Origin of the sequence: Bradyrhizobium sp. 33ap4, from assembly GCF_032654765.1 — a bacterium.
In the GTDB taxonomy this organism is placed as follows: domain Bacteria; phylum Pseudomonadota; class Alphaproteobacteria; order Rhizobiales; family Xanthobacteraceae; genus Bradyrhizobium; species Bradyrhizobium australafricanum.
Genome location: NZ_JAUMTJ010000001.1, coordinates 67,890 through 87,604 on the forward strand (window position 1 = coordinate 67,890; position 19,715 = coordinate 87,604).

At 64.5% G+C, this 19,715-nt stretch carries 14 protein-coding genes and 1 pseudogene; 5 read left to right on the top strand and 10 right to left on the bottom strand.

All coding sequences use genetic code 11. The annotated features are described in order from the left end of the window. Positions 1-90: 90 nt before the first annotated feature. Entirely contained in the window at positions 91-537 is a 447-nt protein-coding gene (locus Q2M23_RS00255; protein WP_316393642.1) for a DsrE family protein, read from the bottom strand. 52 nt (positions 538-589) lie between these two features. Then, a pseudogene (locus Q2M23_RS00260) lies at positions 590-1,206 on the bottom strand (hypothetical protein). A 496-nt stretch (positions 1,207-1,702) separates the two neighbouring features. On the opposite strand from Q2M23_RS00260, the gene Q2M23_RS00265 reads away from it, so the two are divergent. From Q2M23_RS00265 to Q2M23_RS00280, 4 genes are all read left to right on the top strand, one after another. Continuing rightward, entirely contained in the window at positions 1,703-3,646 is a 1,944-nt protein-coding gene (locus Q2M23_RS00265) for a PrkA family serine protein kinase (RefSeq protein WP_038382967.1), read from the top strand. A gap of 108 nt (positions 3,647-3,754) precedes the next feature. Further along, positions 3,755-5,023 (top strand): YeaH/YhbH family protein, encoded by a 1,269-nt coding sequence (locus Q2M23_RS00270; RefSeq protein ID WP_316393858.1) that lies wholly within the window; start codon positions 3,755-3,757, stop codon positions 5,021-5,023. A 4-nt stretch (positions 5,024-5,027) separates the two neighbouring features. Further along, positions 5,028-6,572 carry a SpoVR family protein gene (locus Q2M23_RS00275; RefSeq protein ID WP_057014891.1) on the top strand — a complete coding sequence of 515 codons (1,545 nt, stop codon included), beginning with the start codon at positions 5,028-5,030 and terminating at the stop codon, positions 6,570-6,572. Positions 6,573-6,830: 258 nt separating this feature from the next. Beyond that, positions 6,831-8,021, top strand: a complete 1,191-nt coding sequence (locus tag Q2M23_RS00280) for an ABC transporter substrate-binding protein (RefSeq protein WP_076824215.1) — start codon at positions 6,831-6,833, stop codon at positions 8,019-8,021. Positions 8,022-8,103: 82 nt separating this feature from the next. Here Q2M23_RS00280 and Q2M23_RS00285 read toward each other — a convergent pair whose 3' ends face one another. From Q2M23_RS00285 to Q2M23_RS00300, 4 genes are all read right to left on the bottom strand, one after another. After that, complete coding sequence (locus tag Q2M23_RS00285) at positions 8,104-9,159, bottom strand: 2-oxoacid:ferredoxin oxidoreductase subunit beta (protein WP_057014892.1); 1,056 nt, start codon at positions 9,157-9,159, stop codon at positions 8,104-8,106. Beyond that, entirely contained in the window at positions 9,156-11,003 is a 1,848-nt protein-coding gene (locus Q2M23_RS00290; protein WP_316393643.1) for a 2-oxoacid:acceptor oxidoreductase subunit alpha, read from the bottom strand. Before Q2M23_RS00290 ends, Q2M23_RS00285 begins: the two co-directional genes overlap by 4 nt. Further along, positions 10,973-12,772 carry an FAD-dependent oxidoreductase gene (locus tag Q2M23_RS00295; RefSeq protein WP_316393644.1) on the bottom strand — a complete coding sequence of 600 codons (1,800 nt, stop codon included), beginning with the start codon at positions 12,770-12,772 and terminating at the stop codon, positions 10,973-10,975. The genes Q2M23_RS00290 and Q2M23_RS00295 overlap by 31 nt, the downstream gene beginning before the upstream one ends. 289 nt (positions 12,773-13,061) lie before the next feature. Further along, positions 13,062-13,733 carry a DUF4286 family protein gene (locus Q2M23_RS00300; RefSeq protein WP_253625779.1) on the bottom strand — a complete coding sequence of 224 codons (672 nt, stop codon included), beginning with the start codon at positions 13,731-13,733 and terminating at the stop codon, positions 13,062-13,064. A 184-nt stretch (positions 13,734-13,917) separates the two neighbouring features. Here Q2M23_RS00300 and Q2M23_RS00305 point away from each other — a divergent pair, with 184 nt between their 5' ends. Beyond that, positions 13,918-16,296: a caspase family protein gene (locus tag Q2M23_RS00305; protein WP_316393645.1), complete on the top strand. Its 2,379-nt coding sequence runs from the start codon at positions 13,918-13,920 to the stop codon at positions 16,294-16,296. Positions 16,297-16,362: 66 nt separating this feature from the next. On the opposite strand, the gene pip is transcribed toward Q2M23_RS00305, so the two are convergent. The 4 genes from pip to pqqC form a co-directional block, all read right to left on the bottom strand. Next, entirely contained in the window at positions 16,363-17,334 is a 972-nt protein-coding gene (gene pip, locus Q2M23_RS00310; protein WP_316393646.1) for a prolyl aminopeptidase, read from the bottom strand. Then, entirely contained in the window at positions 17,324-18,568 is a 1,245-nt protein-coding gene (gene pqqE, locus Q2M23_RS00315) for a pyrroloquinoline quinone biosynthesis protein PqqE (protein ID WP_316393647.1), read from the bottom strand. The genes pip and pqqE overlap by 11 nt, the downstream gene beginning before the upstream one ends. Further along, entirely contained in the window at positions 18,565-18,873 is a 309-nt protein-coding gene (gene pqqD, locus Q2M23_RS00320; protein ID WP_316393648.1) for a pyrroloquinoline quinone biosynthesis peptide chaperone PqqD, read from the bottom strand. Before pqqD ends, pqqE begins: the two co-directional genes overlap by 4 nt. 66 nt (positions 18,874-18,939) lie before the next feature. Beyond that, positions 18,940-19,695: a pyrroloquinoline-quinone synthase PqqC gene (gene pqqC, locus Q2M23_RS00325; protein ID WP_076865727.1), complete on the bottom strand. Its 756-nt coding sequence runs from the start codon at positions 19,693-19,695 to the stop codon at positions 18,940-18,942. Positions 19,696-19,715 lie beyond the last annotated feature (20 nt).

A 19,715-nucleotide genomic window follows, 5' to 3' on the forward strand; every position in this document is an offset into this window, starting at 1 on the left:
TTCACAACAGTTCGATCCGCTCGGACGCAGGTGCGAGCAGACCCCCATCTCAGCACATTTTTATGACGCGTTGCGGCGCAGGACCGCGCGTCAGGGGCGCAGGTAGAGGTAACCCTGGGATTGCAGCTCGGCGAGGCGGACCACCCCGCCGCGCTCGGCGGCAACGAAGCCGGGGAGCAAGTCGGCGAGGCCGATGTTCTGCGATTTCATGGTGTTGCCGCAGGCGGCGAACTCGATCCCATCCTTGGTGAACCGCGCGACATGTTTTGACAGCTCGGGATTGGCGGCTGCTGCATGAAACGCCTTCAGCGCCCGGCCGTGCACCACCAGCGCAATCGTCACATTGCCGGGGCCGCCGACGCCGTCGAGATGGTTCTGGATGTTGCCGATCACGAAATTGACCTTGTCGAGGTCATCGAGGTGATAGACCACCTTCAGCTTTTGCGGCGGTGCTTCGGTGGCGGCGCCGGCCTGGGACGCTGCCAAGACGGCGCCGATCGCTGAAAGCGTGCCCCAGAGGATGCTGCGTCGGCGCATGGCGTCTCTCGCGCAATTATTGTTGATCCAGTTGTCCCTTTGGGCAAACCTATCATTTGTGGCGGAGCGCAGCGAGTTCCTTGCGGTCGGTCACAAGTTCGGCGCATTCGCCAAGTCCGCGCGATCGACGCGAAAGATCTTGTCGTCGGCGCCGGCGAACAGCGCTTCGCCCGCATCGTCGTCGGGCTTGTTGCGATTCCACACCATGATGCGGCCAAGGCGCGCAATCGCGGATTTATTGTCCTTGGACAACGCCACGGTGATACCGCCGCCCTCGCAATCCACGCCGCATTCGAAGCGTATTTCGTGGCCGGATTCGGCCGCGATGGCATGATTGCAGTAGCCGCTGGAGTCGAAATTGCCAGGGCGGTGGCGGTACGCGACGCCGAGCCGGAATGAATAGTTGGTGGCCTTGTCCTCCGGAGCGTCTTCCGCTGACACCAGCAGCTTCATCGCGCTGACCTTCTGCTTCGGATGCTGCGCCAGATGATTTGCATCGTAGCGCCGCACGAAGCAGGCATAGGCTTTCGCGCCGGGCGGGCCCGCGAACATCCTGTTGTCGAAGGCGGCCGCCGCGGCCTTGTCGACGCCTTCCTGCGCCTGAACGGCTAACGGCGCGCCGGTCCAGGCGGCGGCTGCGAGTGCGACAACAAGGAGCGCCTGCTTCATGACCGGCTCGGGAATAGCCAGCGCCTCCAAGGTGTCATCTTTAAAGCGCGGCAATGGTGCCGCGCGGAACTGCGCGGGCTCGTTGCCTTAGTCGCGGCGACAAGGAGGCACGTTCAACCGCGGCTGAACGTTTGTTCATGAGAGTCTATGACGCGTGCATCTTGACGCCACGGCTGAACGGTCACACTTTTTCAGGGAAGCCCAACGTCCATCGCCGGACGGGAAGTTGCCCGCTCGGATGTCCGCTTCGGAGGCCTGGCCCCGGTAAACCACGGATGTGGCGAGGGGGTTACAGCCACCAAAAACAAGGGGATATTGATGAACCATTAAGCTTCCTGCCTGTTGATAAGGCAGAGGCTGCACGCGCCGTGCATTGCCGAACTGAGTCGGTCGAGTGTCCAATGGACCCAGCGTGCCGACGCTGATTCGATCCTAGGACGCTCTTGTTACGACTCGTGTCAGTCGTGCGGCGATACATATCGTGGAGAGAGGGATCATGTACAACGATTCTTTGTTCAACGCCTTCGCAAGGTCGTTTGAAGCGCGAAGCCAGACCGACATGTCGATGGCCGAGTATTTGGAGTCGTGTCGAAGTGATCCGATGCGATATGCAAATGCGGCCGAGCGGTTATTGGCGGCAATCGGTGAGCCCCAGATGATCGACACGGCCAAGGACCCACGCCTTGGCCGTATCTTTTTGAACCGTACGATCAGGTCGTATCCGGCCTTCGCCGGCTTCTACGGCATGGAGGATACGATCGAGCGCCTCGTCGGCTTCTTCCGTCACGCCGCGCAGGGCCTCGAAGAGCGCAAGCAGATCCTCTATCTGCTCGGGCCGGTCGGCGGCGGCAAGTCATCGCTCGCCGAGCGCATCAAGGCGCTGATGGAGATTCATCCGATCTACGTGCTGAAGGCGGGCGACGAGCTGTCGCCGGTGTTCGAGAGCCCGCTTGGGCTGTTTGATCCCGAGACGCTTGGCCCGATGATCGAGGAGAAGTACGGCATTCCGCGCCGCCGGCTGAGCGGGCTGATGTCGCCCTGGGCCTACAAGCGGCTCGAAGCCTTCGGTGGCGACATCTCGCAATTCCGCGTCGCGCGCATCCAGCCTTCAAGGCTGCGCCAGATCGCGGTTGCCAAGACCGAGCCCGGTGACGAGAACAACCAGGACATCTCCTCGCTGGTCGGCAAGGTCGACATCCGCAAGCTCGAGACCTACGCCCAGAACGATCCCGACGCCTACAGCTATTCCGGCGGCCTCAACCGCGCCAACCAGGGCGTGCTCGAGTTCGTCGAAATGTTCAAGGCACCGATCAAGATGCTGCACCCGCTGCTGACCGCGACGCAGGAGGGTAACTACATCGGCACCGAGAACATCGGCGCGATTCCGTTCACCGGCATCATCCTCGCGCACTCCAACGAGGCGGAGTGGCAGAGCTTCAAGACCAACAAGAACAACGAGGCCTTCATCGACCGCATCTGCGTCATCAAGGTCCCGTACGTCCTGCGGGTCACCGAGGAGCAGAAGATCTACGAGAAGCTGATCCAGGGCTCCGAGCTTGCCGCAGCACCTTGCGCTCCGGCGACGCTGGAGACGATGGCGCGCTTCTCGGTGATGTCGCGGCTGCGCAAGCACGAGAACTCGACGCTGTTTGGCAAGATGCGGGTCTATGACGGCGAGAGCCTCAAGGAATCCGATCCGAAGGCGCGCAGCGTTCAGGAGTACAAGGACGCGGCCGGCGTCGACGAGGGAATGGACGGCGTCTCCACCCGCTTTGCCTTCAAGGTGCTCGCCTCGACCTTCAACCATGACACCACCGAAGTCGGCGCCGATGCGGTGCACCTGATGTATGTGCTGGAGCAGGCGATCCGCCGCGAGCAGCTGCCTGACGAGACCGAGAAGCGCTATCTCGAATTCATCAAGGCCGACCTCGCGCCGCGTTATGCCGAGTTCATCGGCAACGAGATCCAGAAGGCCTATCTGGAATCCTACGCCGACTACGGTCAGAACCTGTTCGACCGCTATGTCGACTACGCCGACGCCTGGATCGAGGATCAGGACTTCAAGGATCCCGACACCGGCCAGCTGATGAACCGCGAGCTCCTGAACCAGGAGCTGACCAAGATCGAGAAGCCGGCCGGCATCGCCAACCCGAAGGACTTCCGCAACGAGGTCGTCAAGTTCTCGCTGCGCTCGCGGGCGCACAATGGCGGCAAGAACCCGAGCTGGACCTCCTACGAAAAGGTTCGCGACGTGATCGAGAAGCGGATATTCTCACAGGTCGAGGATCTGCTTCCGGTCATCTCGTTCGGCTCCAAGAAGGACGGCGAGACAGAGAAGAAGCACGGCGAGTTCGTCGAGCGGATGGTGGAGCGCGGCTATACCGAGCGCCAGGTCCGCCGGCTCGTCGAGTGGTACATGCGGGTGAAGCAGGCCGGCTAATGCGCGATCCGGAAAGCCGGCACCGGCTTTCCGTTTCGTCTCGTCCCGTCCAATAAAATGCGATGCGACTTTCATGATCGCATCCGGTGAGGCAGATGCAACGTGGTCATGCATATCGTCGATCGGCGGTTGAATCCGGGTAGCAAGAGCCTGGAGAACCGCCAGCGCTTCCTGCGGCGCGCCAAGGCGCTGGTGCAGGGGGCCGTCAAGAAGTCGTCACAGGACCGGGACATCAAGGATGTCCTGGAAGGCGGCGAAGTGATAATCCCGCTGGACGGCATGGATGAGCCGCGGTTCCGGCGCGAGGGCGGCACGCGTGACATGGTGCTGCCCGGTAACAAGAAGTTCGTCGAGGGCGACTGGCTGCAGCGCCCGAACCAAAGCGGCGCCAAGGGCTCCGGCGCAGGCGAAGGCGACAGCGAGGACGCCTTCCGCTTCGTGCTCAGCCGCGACGAATTCGTCGATCTCTTCCTCGACGACCTCGAACTGCCCGATCTTGCCAAACGCAAACTTGCGGAAACCGAAAGCGAAGGCATCCAGCGCGCCGGCTATGCGACGTCGGGCTCGCCCGCCAACATCTCGATCAGCCGCACGGTGAGCCGGGCGCTGGCGCGGCGCGTGGCACTGCGCCGGCCGCGCAAGGACGACATCGAGGCGCTCGAGGCGGAGCTTGCCGAATGCGATGACGATGCGCGGCGCCGCGAGCTGCTGGCGCTGCTCGAAGCGTTGAAGGCCAAGGCCAAACGGATCCCGTTCATCGATCCGATCGACATCCGCTACCGCCGCTTCGAGACGGTGCCGAAGCCGGTGGCGCAGGCCGTGATGTTCTGCCTGATGGACGTATCGGGCTCGATGTCCGAGCACATGAAGGATCTGGCGAAGCGGTTCTATATGCTGCTCTACGTGTTCCTGAAGCGGCGCTACAAGCACGTCGAGATCGTGTTCATCCGCCACACCGACCGCGCCGAGGAGGTCGACGAGGACACCTTCTTCCATGGCCCGGCTTCCGGCGGCACGCTGGTGTCGAGCGCGCTGGTCGCGATGAACGATATCGTCCGCACCCGCTTCCGTCCGGCCGACTGGAACATCTACGCCGCCCAGGCCTCGGACGGCGACAACATGACCTCGGACAGCGCGCTGACCGGTCACCTCCTGACCGACAAGATCCTGCCGGTCTGCCAGTTCTTCGCCTATCTCGAGGTCGGCGAAGCCGCCAACTACACTTTCGACATGCCGGACTCCTCGCTCTGGACGCTCTATGAGCGTCTCCGCAACGAGGGCGCGCCGCTGTCGATGCGCAAGGTGAGCGAGCGCGGCGAGATCTTCCCGGTGTTCCAGGACCTGTTCAAGCGCCGCAGCAAGCAGGAAAGGGTGTAGCGTGATGGGTTCTTCCGGGGAACGGCTGTTCGAGGGCGCCGATTGGGATTTCCAGACCTTGCAGCGGGTCCACGACGCCTGCGAGAAAATCGCGCGCACCGAGCTCGGGCTCGACGTCTATCCCAACCAGATCGAGGTGATCACCGCCGAGCAGATGCTCGACGCCTATTCCTCGGTCGGGATGCCGCTGTTCTACAAGCACTGGTCATTCGGCAAGCAGTTCGCGTTCCAGGAAGCGTCCTATCGCAAGGGCCTGATGGGCCTCGCCTATGAGATCGTGATCAATTCCTCGCCGTGCATCTCCTATCTCATGGAGGAGAACACGGCGACGATGCAGACGCTGGTGATCGCGCACGCGGCGTTCGGGCACAATCACTTCTTCAAGAACAACTATCTGTTCAAGCAGTGGACCGATGCCGACGGCATTCTCGACTATCTGGAATTCGCCAAGGGCTACATAGCGGTCTGCGAGGACCGCCACGGCCGCGAGACGGTGGAGCGGACGCTCGATGCCGCGCATGCGCTGATGTCGCATGGCGTCGACCGCTATCCCGGAAAGAAGACGCTCGATTTGCGTGCCGAGGAGAAGCGTGCCGGCGAGCGCCGGCAGCACGAGGAAAGCGTGTTCAACGATTTGTGGCGGACGGTGCCGAACACCAAGGCCAAGAGCAAGGCTACGCTCACGGCCGAGCGCCGCCGCGCGCTGCTCGGCTTGCCGCAGGAGAACATCCTCTATTTCCTCGAGAAGACCGCGCCGCGCCTTGCACCCTGGCAGCGCGAGCTGATCCGCATCGTCCGCCACATCGCGCAGTATTTCTACCCGCAGGGCCAGACCAAGGTGATGAACGAGGGCACCGCGACCTACGTCCATTACCGCATCATGAGCCGGCTGCATCAGCAGGGCCGGCTCACCGACGGCAATTTCCTCGAATTCCTGCAGTCGCACACCAATGTGGTGTTCCAGCCCGAATTCGACGACCGCCGCTATTCCGGCTTCAATCCCTACGCGCTCGGCTTCGCCATGATGCAGGACATCGAGCGGATCGTGAAAAATCCGGAGGACGAGGACCGCGAGTGGTTCCCCGACATCGCCGGCAAGGGCGACGTCGAGGGCGTGCTGCGCGAGATCTGGAGCAACTACCGCGACGAGAGCTTCATCAACCAGTTCCTCAGCCCGGCGCTGATCCGGCGCTTCCGCATGTTCCATTTGCACGACGACCCCGCGGAAAGCCAGGGGATCAAGGTCGACGCGATCCACGACGAGCGCGGCTACCGCCGGGTCCGCCGCGAGCTGGCGCGGCAATACGACGTCGGCTTCGTCGACGCCAATATCGAGGTTGTGGATGTCGATCTCGACGGCGATCGCCGCCTGATGCTGCGTCACACCACCGTGAAGGGCGCGCAGCTCAACGAGACCGACGCGCGGCGCGTGCTGCAACACCTCGCCGATCTGTGGTCCTACGACGTCGCGCTGACCGAAATCGACGGCACCGACAAGGTGTTGAAGGAATACGTCGTCAGCCCGCGCGCGGCTGCGGTCGCGGCGTGAGGATCACGCTCTCGCTGACATGAGCGCGGCGCACACCGCCGCGCGGAATGCGAGTCTTGCTCGGTGAACCTTCATGTCTATCGAAGGCTCACATCATGAACATGCCGGCAACATTCCGACTTTGAAAGCGCATGGCGTTCTATGCGCGAGCGCGATTGCCGGCATGCGGAAATCTCGCGAGACGTTCTTGGTGATTGCCTGCGCGGACGCGATGGATAATGTGCGCCGCGTCAAGAAAACCAAGAAAAGGATATGCTCTTGTCAACTCGCTCCCGCCTGGCGGGCTTTCTCGCCTTCACCGCGCTCACGGCCTCGTTGATCTCGCCGTCCGTGGCAGCCGATACCGCGATCAAAATAGGAAACACCGCGCCCTATAGCGGCCCGGCGTCGGCCTACGGCACGATCGCGCGTGCCGAAGCCGCATATTTCCAGATGCTCAACGATCAGGGCGGCATCAACGGCCGCAAGATCGACTTCGAGAGTCTCGACGACGCCTATTCACCGTCGAAGACCGTCGAGCAGACCCGCAAGCTCGTCGAGCAGGACGAGGTGCTCGCGATCTTCAGCGCGGTCGGCACCGCGCCGAACATCTCGGTGCAGAAGTACCTCAACATCAAGCGCGTGCCGCAGCTGTTCGTGTCCTCCGGCGCGACGCGCTGGAACGATCCAAAACAGTTCCCGTGGACGGTCGGTTTCAATCCGACCTACGAGCTCGAAGGCCGGCTCTACGCAAAATACATCCTGAAGACCAAGCCGGATGCGAAGATCGCCGTCATCACGCCCAACGAGGACGCCGGCAAGGACTATCTGAGGGGTTTCAAGGACGGGCTCGGCGAGCATGTCGGCCAGATCGTCGCCGAGACCACGTATCTCACGACCGATCCCACCATCGATTCCCAGATGGTGACGATGCGCGAGTCCGGCGCGGACGTCTTCTTCGCGGAGGCGACGCCGAAATTCGCGGCCCAGGCGCTGCGCAAGGCGGCGAGCATGGGCTGGAAGCCGCTGACCATCCTTCCGACCGTCTCGAACTCGGTCTCCGCGGTGCTTGAACCGGCCGGTCTCGAGAACGTCATCGGCGTCGTGACCGGGCTCTATCTGAAGGATCCGACCGATCCGCGCTGGGCCGACGATCCCGCGCAGAAGGAGTTTGCGGACTGGATGAAGAAGTACCAGCCGAATGCGAGCCCGGGCGACCTCTTCAACGTGCAGGGCTACACGGTGGCGCAGGTCATGACGGCGGTGCTGAAGAACTGCAACGGCGACTACAGCCGTGCCAACATCATCAAGCAGGCGACCAATCTGAAGGCGCTCGAGCTGCCGATGCTGTTGCCCGGCATCAAGGTGCAGACCGAGCCCGACAATGTGACGCCGATCCGGCAAATCCAGATGGCGCGGTTCGACGGCAAGTCCTGGGCGCTGTTCGGCGACGTCTTGAGCGACAAGTAGCCGTCACCAACTCCGCTGTCGTCCCTGCCTAGTGCGCAATTGCGCACGGGAGCAGGGACGACACGGAGTGTGCTGCCACTGCTCAGCGCAGGCTGGCGTTGATCTTGTCCAGCACGGCTGAACCCGGGCACAGCGCTTGTTCGTCGAGCGTGTTGAGCGGCGTCTCGACGGTGTCGAGATGGGTGTGCAGATCCTCGGCATCCGGATCGACATAGAGCAGGCCAGTGACGATCTGGCCCTTGGCCGCGTGCTTCTGCAGGAAGGTCATCGCGCCCAGACGATCATGCGGATCGTAGTCTGCGTCGAGCTTGCGCAGCGCCAGTCTGGAGCCGTCATGCTGCTCGACCACCTGAACGGTGCCGGGCGCATAGTCGACGCTGATCGGATCGCGGCCGACCAGCACGTCGAGGCGATTCACCGCGTCATTGTGCTCGCGGACATAGTCAAAACTCTTGGTCGAGCCGGCGTGGTTGTTGAAGGCGATGCAGGGGCTGATCACGTCGATGAAGGACGCGCCCTGGTGGCGGATCGCAGCCGCGATCAGCGGCACCAGCTGGGTCTTGTCGCCGGAGAAAGAGCGCGCCACGAATGTGGCCCCGAGCTGCAGCGCGATCGCGACCAGGTCGATCGCGTTGTCGGTATTGACGACACCCTTCTTGGACTTCGAGCCGCGGTCGGCGGTGGCCGAGAACTGGCCCTTGGTCAGGCCGTACACGCCGTTGTTCTCGACGATGTAGGTCATGTTGACGGCGCGCCGGATCGAATGCGCGAACTGGCCGAAGCCGATCGAGGCGGAATCGCCGTCGCCGGAGACGCCGAGATAGATCAGGTCGCGGTTGGCCAGGTTGGCGCCGGTCAGCACCGACGGCATGCGGCCGTGCACCGAGTTGAAGCCGTGCGAATTGCCGAGGAAATAGTCCGGCGTCTTCGACGAGCAGCCGATGCCGGAAATCTTCGCCACCCGGTGCGGCTCGATCGAGAGCTCGTAGCAGGCCTCGATGATCGAGGCGGTGATCGAATCGTGGCCGCAGCCGGCGCACAGCGTCGAGATCTTCCCCTCATAGTCGCGGTGGGTATAGCCCAGCTCGTTCTTCTTCAGGCCGGGATGATGAAACTTCGGCTTTGCAATGTAGGTCATGTCACGGCCTTGCGGAGAGGGGTCACCTTGAGATGATCCTGGTGGTCGCCGATCGCGCCCGCGATGAAGCGCGCGGTGATCGGCGTGCCGTCATAGTGCAGGATCGGCACCAGCCTGACGGGGTCGATGCCGTTCTCGTTGACGATCAGCTGGCGAAGCTGGGCGTCGCGGTTCTGCTCGACCACGTAGACGAAGTCGTGGTCGGCGATGAAGCTCGCGACGCTGGAGTGGAACGGGAAGGCGCGGATGCGCATGCGGTCGAGCTGGTGGCCGCGCGCCTCCAGGATCCCGATCGCCTCGTCCATCGCGGGCGAGGTCGAGCCGAAATAGATCACGCCGTATTTGGTGGGCTTTGCCGCATTGGCCTGCAGCGGCCGCGGCACCATGTCCTGCGCGGTCTCGAACTTGCGCACCAGGCGTTGCATGTTGTCGGCGTAGACCGCGCCTTCCTCGGAATAGCGCGCGTAGCGGTCGCGCGAGGTACCGCGAGTGAAGTAGGAACCCTTGGTCGGATGCGTGCCGGGATAGGTGCGATAGGGGATGCCGTCGCCGTCGACGTCGAGATAGCGGCCGAAGTCGCGGCCTTCCTCGAGCATCTCCGCCGTCATCACCTTGCCGCGGTCGTATTGCTTGGCGTCGTCCCACTTCAGCGGGCGGCACAGCCGGTGGTTCATGCCGATGTCGAGATCGAGCATCAGGAAGATCGTGGTCTGCAGCCGCTCGGCGAGGTCGAAGGCGGCCGCGGCGAACTCGAACGCCTCCGCCGGATCTTCCGGGAACAGCAGCACGTGCTTGGTATCGCCGTGCGAGGCATAGGCGCAGGCGATCACGTCGCATTGCTGGGTGCGGGTCGGCATGCCCGTCGAGGGGCCGGCGCGCTGGATGTTCAAGATCACGGCCGGGATCTCGGCGAAATAGGACAGGCCGATGAACTCGGTCATCAGCGAGATGCCGGGACCCGAGGTCGCGGTGAAGGCCCGTGCGCCGTTCCAGGAGGCGCCGATCACGATGCCGATCGAGGCGAGTTCGTCCTCGCCCTGCACGATGGCGTATTTCGCCTTGCCGGTCTCGGGATCGTGGCGGTACTTCTTGCAGTGGCTGGTGAAGGCTTCCGCCACCGACGATGACGGCGTGATCGGATACCAGGCGCACACGGTGGCGCCGCCATAGACGGCGCCGAGCGCGGCCGCACTGTTGCCTTCGACGAAGATGCGGTCGCCGACCTTGTCGGACTTCTTCACCCGCAGCCCGACCGGGCATTTCAGGTTCTGCAGCGCCCAGTCGCGGCCGAGATGCAGCGCATGGACGTTGGAGGACAGCAGCTTCTCCTTGCCCTTGTACTGCTCGCCGATCAGCTGCTCGACCAGCTTGGGATCGAGGTCGAGCAGGGCGCAGAGCGCGCCGAGATAGATGATGTTCTTGAACAGCTGGCGCTGCCTGGGATCGGTGTAGGTCGAGTTGGTGATCGCGGTCAGCGGCACGCCGATGACGGTGATGTCCTCGCGGAATTTCGACGACGGCATCGGCTTGGTCGAATCGTAGAACAGATAGCCGCCGGGCTCGATCGAGGCGACGTCCTTGTCCCAGGTCTGCGGGTTCATCGCCACCATCAAGTCGACGCCGCCGCGGGCGCCGAGATGGCCGTCCTCGGTGACGCGCACCTCATACCAGGTCGGCAAGCCCTGGATGTTGGACGGGAAGATGTTGCGTGGCGAGACCGGCACGCCGTGGCGCAGAATCGAGCGCGCGAACAGTTCGTTGGCGGAAGCCGAGCCCGAACCGTTGACGTTGGCGAAGCGGACGACGAAGTCGTTTACGCTGCTGATCGGGCTTTGGACTGACATGTTGATCCCGCTTGAACCATATCGATGAGGTACTTCTGCATGTCCCAGGCGCCGGTCGGGCAGCGCTCGGCACACAGCCCGCAATGCAGGCAGACGTCTTCGTCCTTCACCATGACGCGGCCGGTCTTGAGGTCGCCGGAGACGTAGAGCGCCTGGTCGTGATGCGGCGAGGGCGCTTTCAGCCGCTGCCGCAAATCATCCTCCTCACCGTTCTCGGTGAAGCTGATGCAGTCCATCGGACAGATGTCGACGCAGGCGTCGCATTCGATGCAGAGCGGCGCGGAAAACACCGTCTGCACGTCGCAATTCAGGCAGCGCTGCGCCTCGCCGAGCGCGAGCTTGAGGTCGTAGCCGAGCTCGACCTCGGCGCGGATGTCCTTCAGCGCGACCACCTTGTCGCGATGCGGCACCTTGAAGCGCTTGTCGGCGGAGATGTCGTTGTCGTAGCTCCACTCGTGGATGCCCATCTTCTGCGAGGAGACGTGCACCTCGGGCAGCGGGCGCTCGTTGATGTCCTCGCCGGACAGCATGCGGTGGATGGAGAGCGCGGCGTCGTGGCCATGCGCCACCGCCCAGATGATGTTCTTCGGCCCGAACGCCGCATCGCCGCCGAAGAACACCTTCGGATTGGTCGAGACGAACGTCTTGGGATCGACCTTCGGCATGTGCCACTTGTCGAATTCGATGCCGCAATCGGCTTCGATCCAGGGGAACGCGTTCTCCTGGCCGACCGCAACGAGCACATCGTCGCAGGGCACGGTCTCGTCCGGCTCGCCCGAGGGCACCAGATTGCGGCGGCCCTTGGCGTCGTACTCCGCCTTCACCTTCTGGAAGGTGACGCCGATCAGCTTGCCGGCCACATGCTTGAACGCCACCGGCACCATGTAGTTCAGGATCGGGATGTCCTCGTGAAGCGCGTCTTCCTTCTCCCACGGCGAAGCCTTCATTTCCTCGAAGCCGGAGCGGACAATCACCTTGACGCTTTCGCCGCCGAGGCGGCGCGCGGTGCGGCAGCAATCCATCGCCGTGTTGCCGCCGCCGAGCACGATGACGCGGCGGCCGATCTTGTCGACGTGGCCGAACGACACGTTGGCCAGCCACTCGATGCCGATATGGATGTTGGCGGCGCCCTCCTTGCGGCCGGGGATGTCGAGCTCGCGGCCGCGCGGTGCGCCAGAGCCGACAAAGATCGCGTCATAGTTCTCGGCGAGCAGCTGCTTCAGGCTGTCGACGCGCTGACCACCCCTGAACTCGACACCGAGGTTCAGGATGTAGTCGGTCTCCTCGTCGATCACGCTGTCGGGCAGGCGGAATTTCGGAATCTGACTGCGCATCATGCCGCCGGCCTTGGGATCGCCGTCGAACACGGTGCAGTGATAGCCGAGCGGCGCGAGATCGCGCGCCACGGTGAGCGAGGCAGGGCCGCCGCCGACCAGCGCGATGCGCTTGCCGTTCTTCGGCCCGGGCTTCGGCAGGCGATGCTTGATGTCGTCCTTGAAGTCGGCGGCAACGCGCTTCAGGCGGCAGATCGCGACCGGATTGTCCTCGACCCGGCCGCGGCGGCATGCCGGCTCGCATGGACGGTCGCAGGTCCGCCCGAGAATGCCGGGGAACACGTTGGACTTCCAATTGATCATGTAGGCGTCGCTGTAACGCCCCTCAGCAATCAACCGGATGTACTCGGGAACAGGGGTGTGTGCGGGACAGGCCCATTGGCAATCGACTACTTTGTGGAAGTAATCAGGCGCCGAGATATCAGTCGGTTTCATTCCTACCTTTGACCCGCGCGAAAATGCCAGACCCGCGCGGCCTTATCGTTGACGACGAACGCTCACGTGGCGTTGTTCTGGTTTTTGAATTGGATCATAGGCTTATCTTATTAGAGCCGTTCCAGAGAAGGCAAAGGCTAAATTGTCCGATCATCAGCTTTCGCGCGGCTGATGCGCGTGTAGCGTTAATCTCGATTGCGTTATGTGGCGGTGCAGCATGATCTGCACCGCCACGTTTGCTTGAGAAGATGTTTTTCGGGAAAGCGCTTCGCACGCTTTCGGATCAGGCTTACTCGCGCGGAAGGTCGCTCTTCGCGATATCCCACAACAGCCTGTAGACGCCGCTGGTGACCACGAGCGGCTTCAAGGCTGCATTGCCGGTGATGCCTGCGGCCGCTGCGGGGATCGCGCCGACGTCGGTGGCGTCGATCAGCACGAACCAGTCGCCGGCCCCGGGATCGGGTTTCGCCGCATCCGGCGTGAGCGGTTTCGACAGATCAGGGTCGTTCTCCAGAAGGTGCATCGAGATGATGCCGTCGCGCGAAGCTGGATCGAGTTGCTCCCGCAATGCAGCGCGAAGTTTGTCCGCGCCTTCGGCGGGCGGGCGCAGGCGGATGATGCCGAGGGCTGCGCCCCTGCCGACGCCGCGGCTGATCGTGATGCGCGCGACCCCGCGGATCATGTTCTGAAAGCGCGCGATATTGGCCTTCGACCAGTCGGTCTGGTTGGCGAGCGCCTTGCGATAGGCCAGGCTCTCGAGCACATCGAAGGTCGCGGTCGAGTAGAGGCTGAGATATTTCGGCTTGCCGTCATGGGCGACGTAGCGGCGGGCTTCCAGGAAGCCGTCGATGGCGACCCGTTCCTCGAGATGTTCGCGGTCGTACCAGCGATTGAATTCAGCTTCGTGCAAGCTGTCGATATCCATCGAAGTCAGCAGCATGCCTTGTCCGGCGATTGGCATCGAGTGCTCCTTTTTTGCCTGTTTTATCCGCGCAATATCGCCTGATCGCGCAAACCAGGGAAGCCGGTTCCCGTCACCACAGACCAAGGATTGCCACAATTGCTGCAATGCTGTTCAGCACCGGTTCACAGAGGTAGCATTTCATTCGTTACGCCAACTCTCGAGAAGAAAAGGGACGACCACCATGGCACGCATTCTGTGGGCATTGATCGTCGGTCTGGTGTCGCTCGCCTCGCTTCCCGTGCATGCGCAGGATCAGGAAAAGCGTCTCGCACTTGTCGTCGGCAACGGCGTCTATGAGGCCGGCGCGTTGCAGACCGCCGCGAACGACGCCGGTCTGATCGCGCAGACCTTGCAGGCCGCCGGCTTCGACGTGATCGGCGCACGCGATCTCGACGGCGAGACGCTGCGCAAATCGTTCCGCGATTTCATCCAGAAGGTGCAGGAGGCGGGGCCCAATGCCGTCGCCTTCGTCTATCTCGCCGGTTACGGCGTGCAGCTCACCGGCGAGAACTATTTCGTGCCGGTCGATGCCAAGATTGCCCGCGACACCGACGTGCCGGTCGAGGCGATCCGCATCTCCGACTACAGCCACCAACTCTCGGCGCTGCCGATCAAGGCCGGCGTGATCGTGCTCGATGCGGCGCGCAGCAATCCCTTCGCCAAGGAAGGCCAGCCGCTGGCCGGCGGTCTTGCGCTGGTCGATCCCGATCCGAAGATGCTGATCGCCTTCAACTCGGCGCCCGGCACCGTCGCCCCTGACGGTGCGCCGCCCTACGGGCCTTACGCGCAAGCACTGGCGGAAATGATCCGCACCGGCGGCCTGACTCTGCCCGAGGTGTTCGACCGCGTCCGCCTGCGGGTCAACGAGATGACCAAGGGCGCCGAGATCCCGTGGGATGCGCACAAGGTCGACGCGCCCTTCATGTTCTTCGAGCGCAAGCCGGACGCGCCGCCGCAGCAGGTCGATGCCGGGCTGCGCACCAAGCCGATCCGCGATTTCTCGGCGCAGGATGCCTACGCCGCGGCGCTGGAGCGCGACACGCTGCAGGGCTACGAGGATTACCTGCAGGCCTATCCGAACGATCCGCTGGCCAAGCGCGTGCGCGCGATCGTGGCGGCGCGGCGCGAGGCGATCACCTGGCGGCGCACCTACAACGCCGACTCGACTGATGCGTATTGGTCGTATCTGCGGCGCTATCCGCGCGGGCCGCATGCCTACGACTGCCGGCGCCGGCTCGCCTATCTGTCGGCCGCGCTGGAGCCGCCGGCGCAGTTCACGGTGCTCGACTACGACGTGCCGCCGCCGCCGCCCGACGAGATCGACTATGTCGACCGCCCGGTGCTGTATTACAGCGATCCGGTGTTCGCCTTCGCGCCGCCACCGCCGCCGCCGGTGTTCTTCCTGCCGCCGCCGCCGCCGGACTTCGTCGTGCTGCCGCCACCGCCGCCGCCGATCGGCCTGTACGTGCTGCCGACGCCGATGTTCGTGGCGATGCCGGCCTATGTCGCCGCACCGGCCTATGTCGTGCCGCCGCAGAACAACATCGTGTTCAACAACATCCACAACACCACGGTCATCAACACGGTCATCAACAATCCCAACCCGACGCCGGCGCAGCTCCATGCGGCCGGGGTGACGGCGGCGATGGGCGGCGCGCCGGTGACGGCGGCACCGCGACTGCCGGCCGCGGCGATGCAGCGCGCCAATCTGCCGGGCGCTCCGCAAGGCGCGACGCCCGCGCAGGGCGCGGCGATGGGAGCTCCGCGCGCCGCACCGAACGCTGCCGCGGCGCCGAACGCTGCTGCCACTCCGAATGCTGCCGCCGCTCCGAATGCGATGGGCGCGCCGGGCACGCCGGGTGCGCATACCCTGCCGGGCGCGAAAAATGGACCGCCGCTGCCGCAGTCGGCGACCGCACCGGCCAATGCCATGCAGCATGGCGCTGTGCCGCCGGGAGCCGCACAACCCGGCGCCGCGCAACCTGGCGCAAAGCCGAATGCGGTGGTGCCGGGCAAGCCGGCGACTGCCATGGCGCCTGCCAATGCGCAGCCTGCTCCTCCGGCCAAGCCCGGTGCCGCGCCGGCGACAAACGCGCCCGCCTCACCCGCGGCCGCCGGCAAGCCAGGTGCGCAACCGCTTCCGCATGCGGCGACCGCGCCGACCGCAAACGTGAAGCCCTCGGCGGCGCCGTCGCCGGCGAACAGCGCGATGTCGACACGGCCGACGCCGGCGGCGCACCCGGCACCCGCGCGCGCCGCAGTGTCGCCGGCGCCGGTCTCCCGGCCCGCGCCGGCGCATGCGGCAGCTCCGCCGGTCCATGCCGCAGCTCCGCCCGTGCGGGCTGCGGCTCCCCCGCCGCGGCCGGTTGCCCCGCCACCTCGTGCTGCGGCTTTGCCGCCGCGTCCGGCGCCGGCACCGGCTCCGCGCGCCGCGCCGCCGCCTCGGCCGGCGATGCAGGTGCAACATGCAGCGCCGCCACCGCGGATGGCGGCGCCGCCAAGGCCCGCGGCCGCGCCACGGGCAGCGCCGGCATGTCCTCCCGGCAAGTGCAAACATTGAGGGAAGCAAGGGAGCCGGTCGAGTTCTTCACCGGCTCCTTGACGTCGGGTGCGTTCCGGCGGCGGTCTAGCGCTTGGCCGCGAGGTCGGCGATCGCCTTCATCACGGCGTTGCGGATGCCGGGATCGTAGAGGATGTGGCCGGCGCCATCGATGATGCGGACCTCGCTGCCCGGCCAGCGCGCGGCGAGCGCGTGCGATGTTGCGGGCGGGCACAACAGATCGTAGCGGCCCTGCACCAGGATGCCGGGAATGCCGGCGAGCTTGCCGGCCTCACTCATCAATTGATGCGGCCGCATGAAGCAATCGTTGGCGAAGTAGTGCGCCTCCATGAACGGCGTCGAGGGCAGGGCGCCTGAGGCCTTGAGATCGAGCCGCGTCTGCTTCGGCGTGTGCTCCGACAACGCGCGTTCGGTGTCGTGCCAGGCGCGCGCGGCCGGCGCATGCACGGCGGCGTCGGGATCGAGGATGCGGCGATAATAGGCCGCAAGCGGTGCTGCGCGCTCGCTCTCGGGCAGGAAGTTGAGGAAGTCCTCGTGGAGGGCGGGATAGAAGCGCGGCAGGGCGCGCAGGAAAACGTCGTCCAGCTCCTCGGCTGTGCCGAGAAACGTCGCGCGCAGTGCGAGCCCGCTGACCCGCTCGGGATGGGCCTGCGCATAGGCCAGCGCCAGCGTCGCGCCCCAAGAGCCGCCGACCACCATCCAGCGCGCGAAGCCGAAGCGCTCGCGGATCTTCTCCATGTCCGCGATCAGGTGCTGCGTCGCGTTGTTGTCGCGGCTGCCCTTCGGCCGGCTGCGGCCGCAGCCGCGCTGGTCGAACAGCACGGCGTGAAAGCGCTCGGGATCGAACAGCCGGCGATGATCGGGCTGGCAGCCGCTACCGGGGCCGCCATGCAGATAGACCGCGGGAATGCCACCCTCGCGCCCGACGCTCTCGACATGGAGATCGTGGCCATCGCCGACGTCGAGCCATTCCGACGTCAGCGGCGCAAAGGGATCGGCACGCCTCGCGGCCTTGCCGACGTCGGCGTCAGGCGCCATTGCGCTTGTCCTGGGATTCGTTCCGGGGGGCGTCCGTCTCCAACGTGCCGCCGGCGAAGTTACGATACAGGAAGCGGTTCTGCGTGCCGGCGGATTCCTGCTCGGCCTGCTTGAAGATCTCCTCGTGTCGCGGCGACAGCGCGCAGGCCGGGTCCGTGTTGCCGGCATCGCCGGTCAGCGCAAAGGCCTGGCAGCGGCAGCCGCCGTAATCGATCTCGCGGAATTCGCAACTCTTGCACGGCTCCGGCATCCAGCCGGTGCCGCGATAGCGGTTGAAGGCCTCCGAGTTCTGCCAGATCCAGGCGATCGAATGATTCGAGCGCACCGATTCGAATTCAAGCCCGGTGATGCTTTCGGCGGCGTGGCACGGCAGCACCTTGCCGGCCGGCGAGATGTTGAAGAACTGGCGGCCCCAGCCGCCCATGCATTTCTTCGGCCGCAGCGCGTAGTAATCCGGCACCACATAGTCGATCGCAAGCGTGCCCTTCAGGCGCATTTGGGCTTCCTCGACGATGCGGCTGGTCTCCTCGATCTGCTCGATCGTCGGCATCAGCGCGGCACGGTTCTTCAGCGCCCAGCCGTAATACTGCACGTTGGCGACCTCGAGCCGGTCGGCGTCGAGGTCGACCGCCATCTGGATGATGTCGGTCAGCTGATGCAGGTTCTGCCGGTGCATCACCGCATTCACCGTGAGCGGCAATTCGAGCTCGCGCGTCCATTTGGCGACCTCGAGCTTCTTTCTGTGCGCGTCCTTCAGCCCGGCCACGCGGTCGGCGACGTTGGGCTCGTTGCCCTGAAAACTGATCTGCACATGGCTGAGGCCGGCGTCGGCCAGCGCCGAAAGCTTGTCCCTGGTCAACAGCACGGCCGAGGTGATCAGGTTGGAATAGAGCCCGACATCGGTCGCGTGCTGCACCAGCTCGACGATGTCCTTGCGCGCGGTCGGCTCGCCGCCGGAGAAATGGATCTGCAGCACGCCGAGCTCGGCAAGCTCGCTCAGCACCTTCTTCCATTCGTCCGTGGTGAGCTCGGTCGAGCCGCGGTCGAGCTCGACCGGGTTCGAGCAGTAGGGGCATTGCAGCGGGCAGCGGTGGGTGATCTCGAGCAGCACCGCAAGGGGAATGCCGTAGGTCTCGGCCGCCGAGCGGCGGCTCTCCAGCACGGCGAGCCCATCGCTTGGGGCTGCGCTCGGGCCCGGCGCTGTCGTCTTGGTGTCGGCGAGCGTGTCACTCATGCTGTGCTCTCGCGCGCTTCGGTGAGAAAACCCTTGTCGGCCAGATCCTGCAGCATCGCGATCACATCGGTTGCGATCGCCTCGCGTGGGGCGGCGTATTTTTCGGCGAGCTGGTCCACCATCTCGGCGACACTGCGCATGCCGTCACACAGCTGCAGCACCTCGACCGCGATGTCGTCCGGCGCCAGCACGCGCTCCGGCGCCAGGATCACCCAGACCTGCCGCGTCTCGTCGAATTTCAGCTTGGTATGGCGCGGCAGTTTCGGCCGGCTGGTCTCGCTGACGCTGATGTTGCGGCTGGTCATGATCTAAGTCTCTTTGTCTGAGCATGATCTTTCGGAAAACCGGCTCCCACTTTTCCGGATCATGCTCTAACCTGTCTTCGGCACGAACGCGCCGGGCGGAATCTGGCCGTCGACATACGCATGATACAGCGCGTCGAGCTGCACCCACAGCACGTTGGTCTTGAAGATCAGCGCGTTGCAGACCGCTTCGCGCTCCGCCGGCGTCTTGGCGTGCTGCTTGACATAATCAAGCGCGAAGCCGGCGTCGCGCGGCGCCTGGGTGAGGCGGCGGCTGAAATAGCTCATGATGTCGGGGTTGACGAAGTCGTAGTGCTTCAGCATCCCCGAGATGCGCTCCTCGTGCAGGTTCGGCGCGAACAATTCGGTGAGCGAGGAGGCGATCGCCTCCAGCGGGGTGCGGTCGCGGCAGAAATGCACATAGGCTTCGACGGCAAAGCGCGTCGCCGGCAAGATGCCTTCGGTGGACTCCACGTAAGCCGTGTCGAGGCCGAGGCCTTCGGTCAGCTTCAGCCAGCGCTCGATGCCGCCTTCATTGCCGAGATCGCCGTCATGATCCTCGATGCGGTGGCGCCATTCGATCCTTGTGTTGCGGTCGCGGAAGCGCGAGATCACCATCGCGTCCTTCAGCGGGATCGTGCTCTGGTAGTAATAGCGGTTCAGCGCCCAGGCCTGGACCTGGCCCTTGTTGAGCTTGCCGCCGTGCAGCAGGCGGTGGAACGGGTGCAGGCTGTGATACCGCGTGGCACCGATCGTGCGCAGCGTCGCCTCCATCTCCTCGGCACTGTCGAGCGTGATGCCCTTGCCGATCGAGAGCGCGGTCATTCCGGTGGTAGGCACGACAT

What these genes read in the sequence shown, in the direction of transcription:
- pip (WP_316393646.1), bottom strand. Translation starts at nt 17,334, where the DNA reads ATGGCGCCTGACGCCGACGTCGGCAAGGCCGCGAGGCGTGCCGATCCC.
- pqqC (WP_076865727.1), bottom strand. Translation starts at nt 19,695, where the DNA reads ATGACCGCGCTCTCGATCGGCAAGGGCATCACGCTCGACAGTGCCGAG.
- pqqD (WP_316393648.1), bottom strand. Translation starts at nt 18,873, where the DNA reads ATGACCAGCCGCAACATCAGCGTCAGCGAGACCAGCCGGCCGAAACTG.
- Q2M23_RS00295 (WP_316393644.1), bottom strand. Translation starts at nt 12,772, where the DNA reads ATGAAACCGACTGATATCTCGGCGCCTGATTACTTCCACAAAGTAGTC.
- Q2M23_RS00305 (WP_316393645.1), top strand. Translation starts at nt 13,918, where the DNA reads ATGGCACGCATTCTGTGGGCATTGATCGTCGGTCTGGTGTCGCTCGCC.
- Q2M23_RS00255 (WP_316393642.1), bottom strand. Translation starts at nt 537, where the DNA reads ATGCGCCGACGCAGCATCCTCTGGGGCACGCTTTCAGCGATCGGCGCC.
- pqqE (WP_316393647.1), bottom strand. Translation starts at nt 18,568, where the DNA reads ATGAGTGACACGCTCGCCGACACCAAGACGACAGCGCCGGGCCCGAGC.
- Q2M23_RS00290 (WP_316393643.1), bottom strand. Translation starts at nt 11,003, where the DNA reads ATGTCAGTCCAAAGCCCGATCAGCAGCGTAAACGACTTCGTCGTCCGC.
- Q2M23_RS00275 (WP_057014891.1), top strand. Translation starts at nt 5,028, where the DNA reads ATGGGTTCTTCCGGGGAACGGCTGTTCGAGGGCGCCGATTGGGATTTC.
- Q2M23_RS00300 (WP_253625779.1), bottom strand. Translation starts at nt 13,733, where the DNA reads ATGCCAATCGCCGGACAAGGCATGCTGCTGACTTCGATGGATATCGAC.
- Q2M23_RS00265 (WP_038382967.1), top strand. Translation starts at nt 1,703, where the DNA reads ATGTACAACGATTCTTTGTTCAACGCCTTCGCAAGGTCGTTTGAAGCG.
- Q2M23_RS00285 (WP_057014892.1), bottom strand. Translation starts at nt 9,159, where the DNA reads ATGACCTACATTGCAAAGCCGAAGTTTCATCATCCCGGCCTGAAGAAG.
- Q2M23_RS00270 (WP_316393858.1), top strand. Translation starts at nt 3,755, where the DNA reads ATGCATATCGTCGATCGGCGGTTGAATCCGGGTAGCAAGAGCCTGGAG.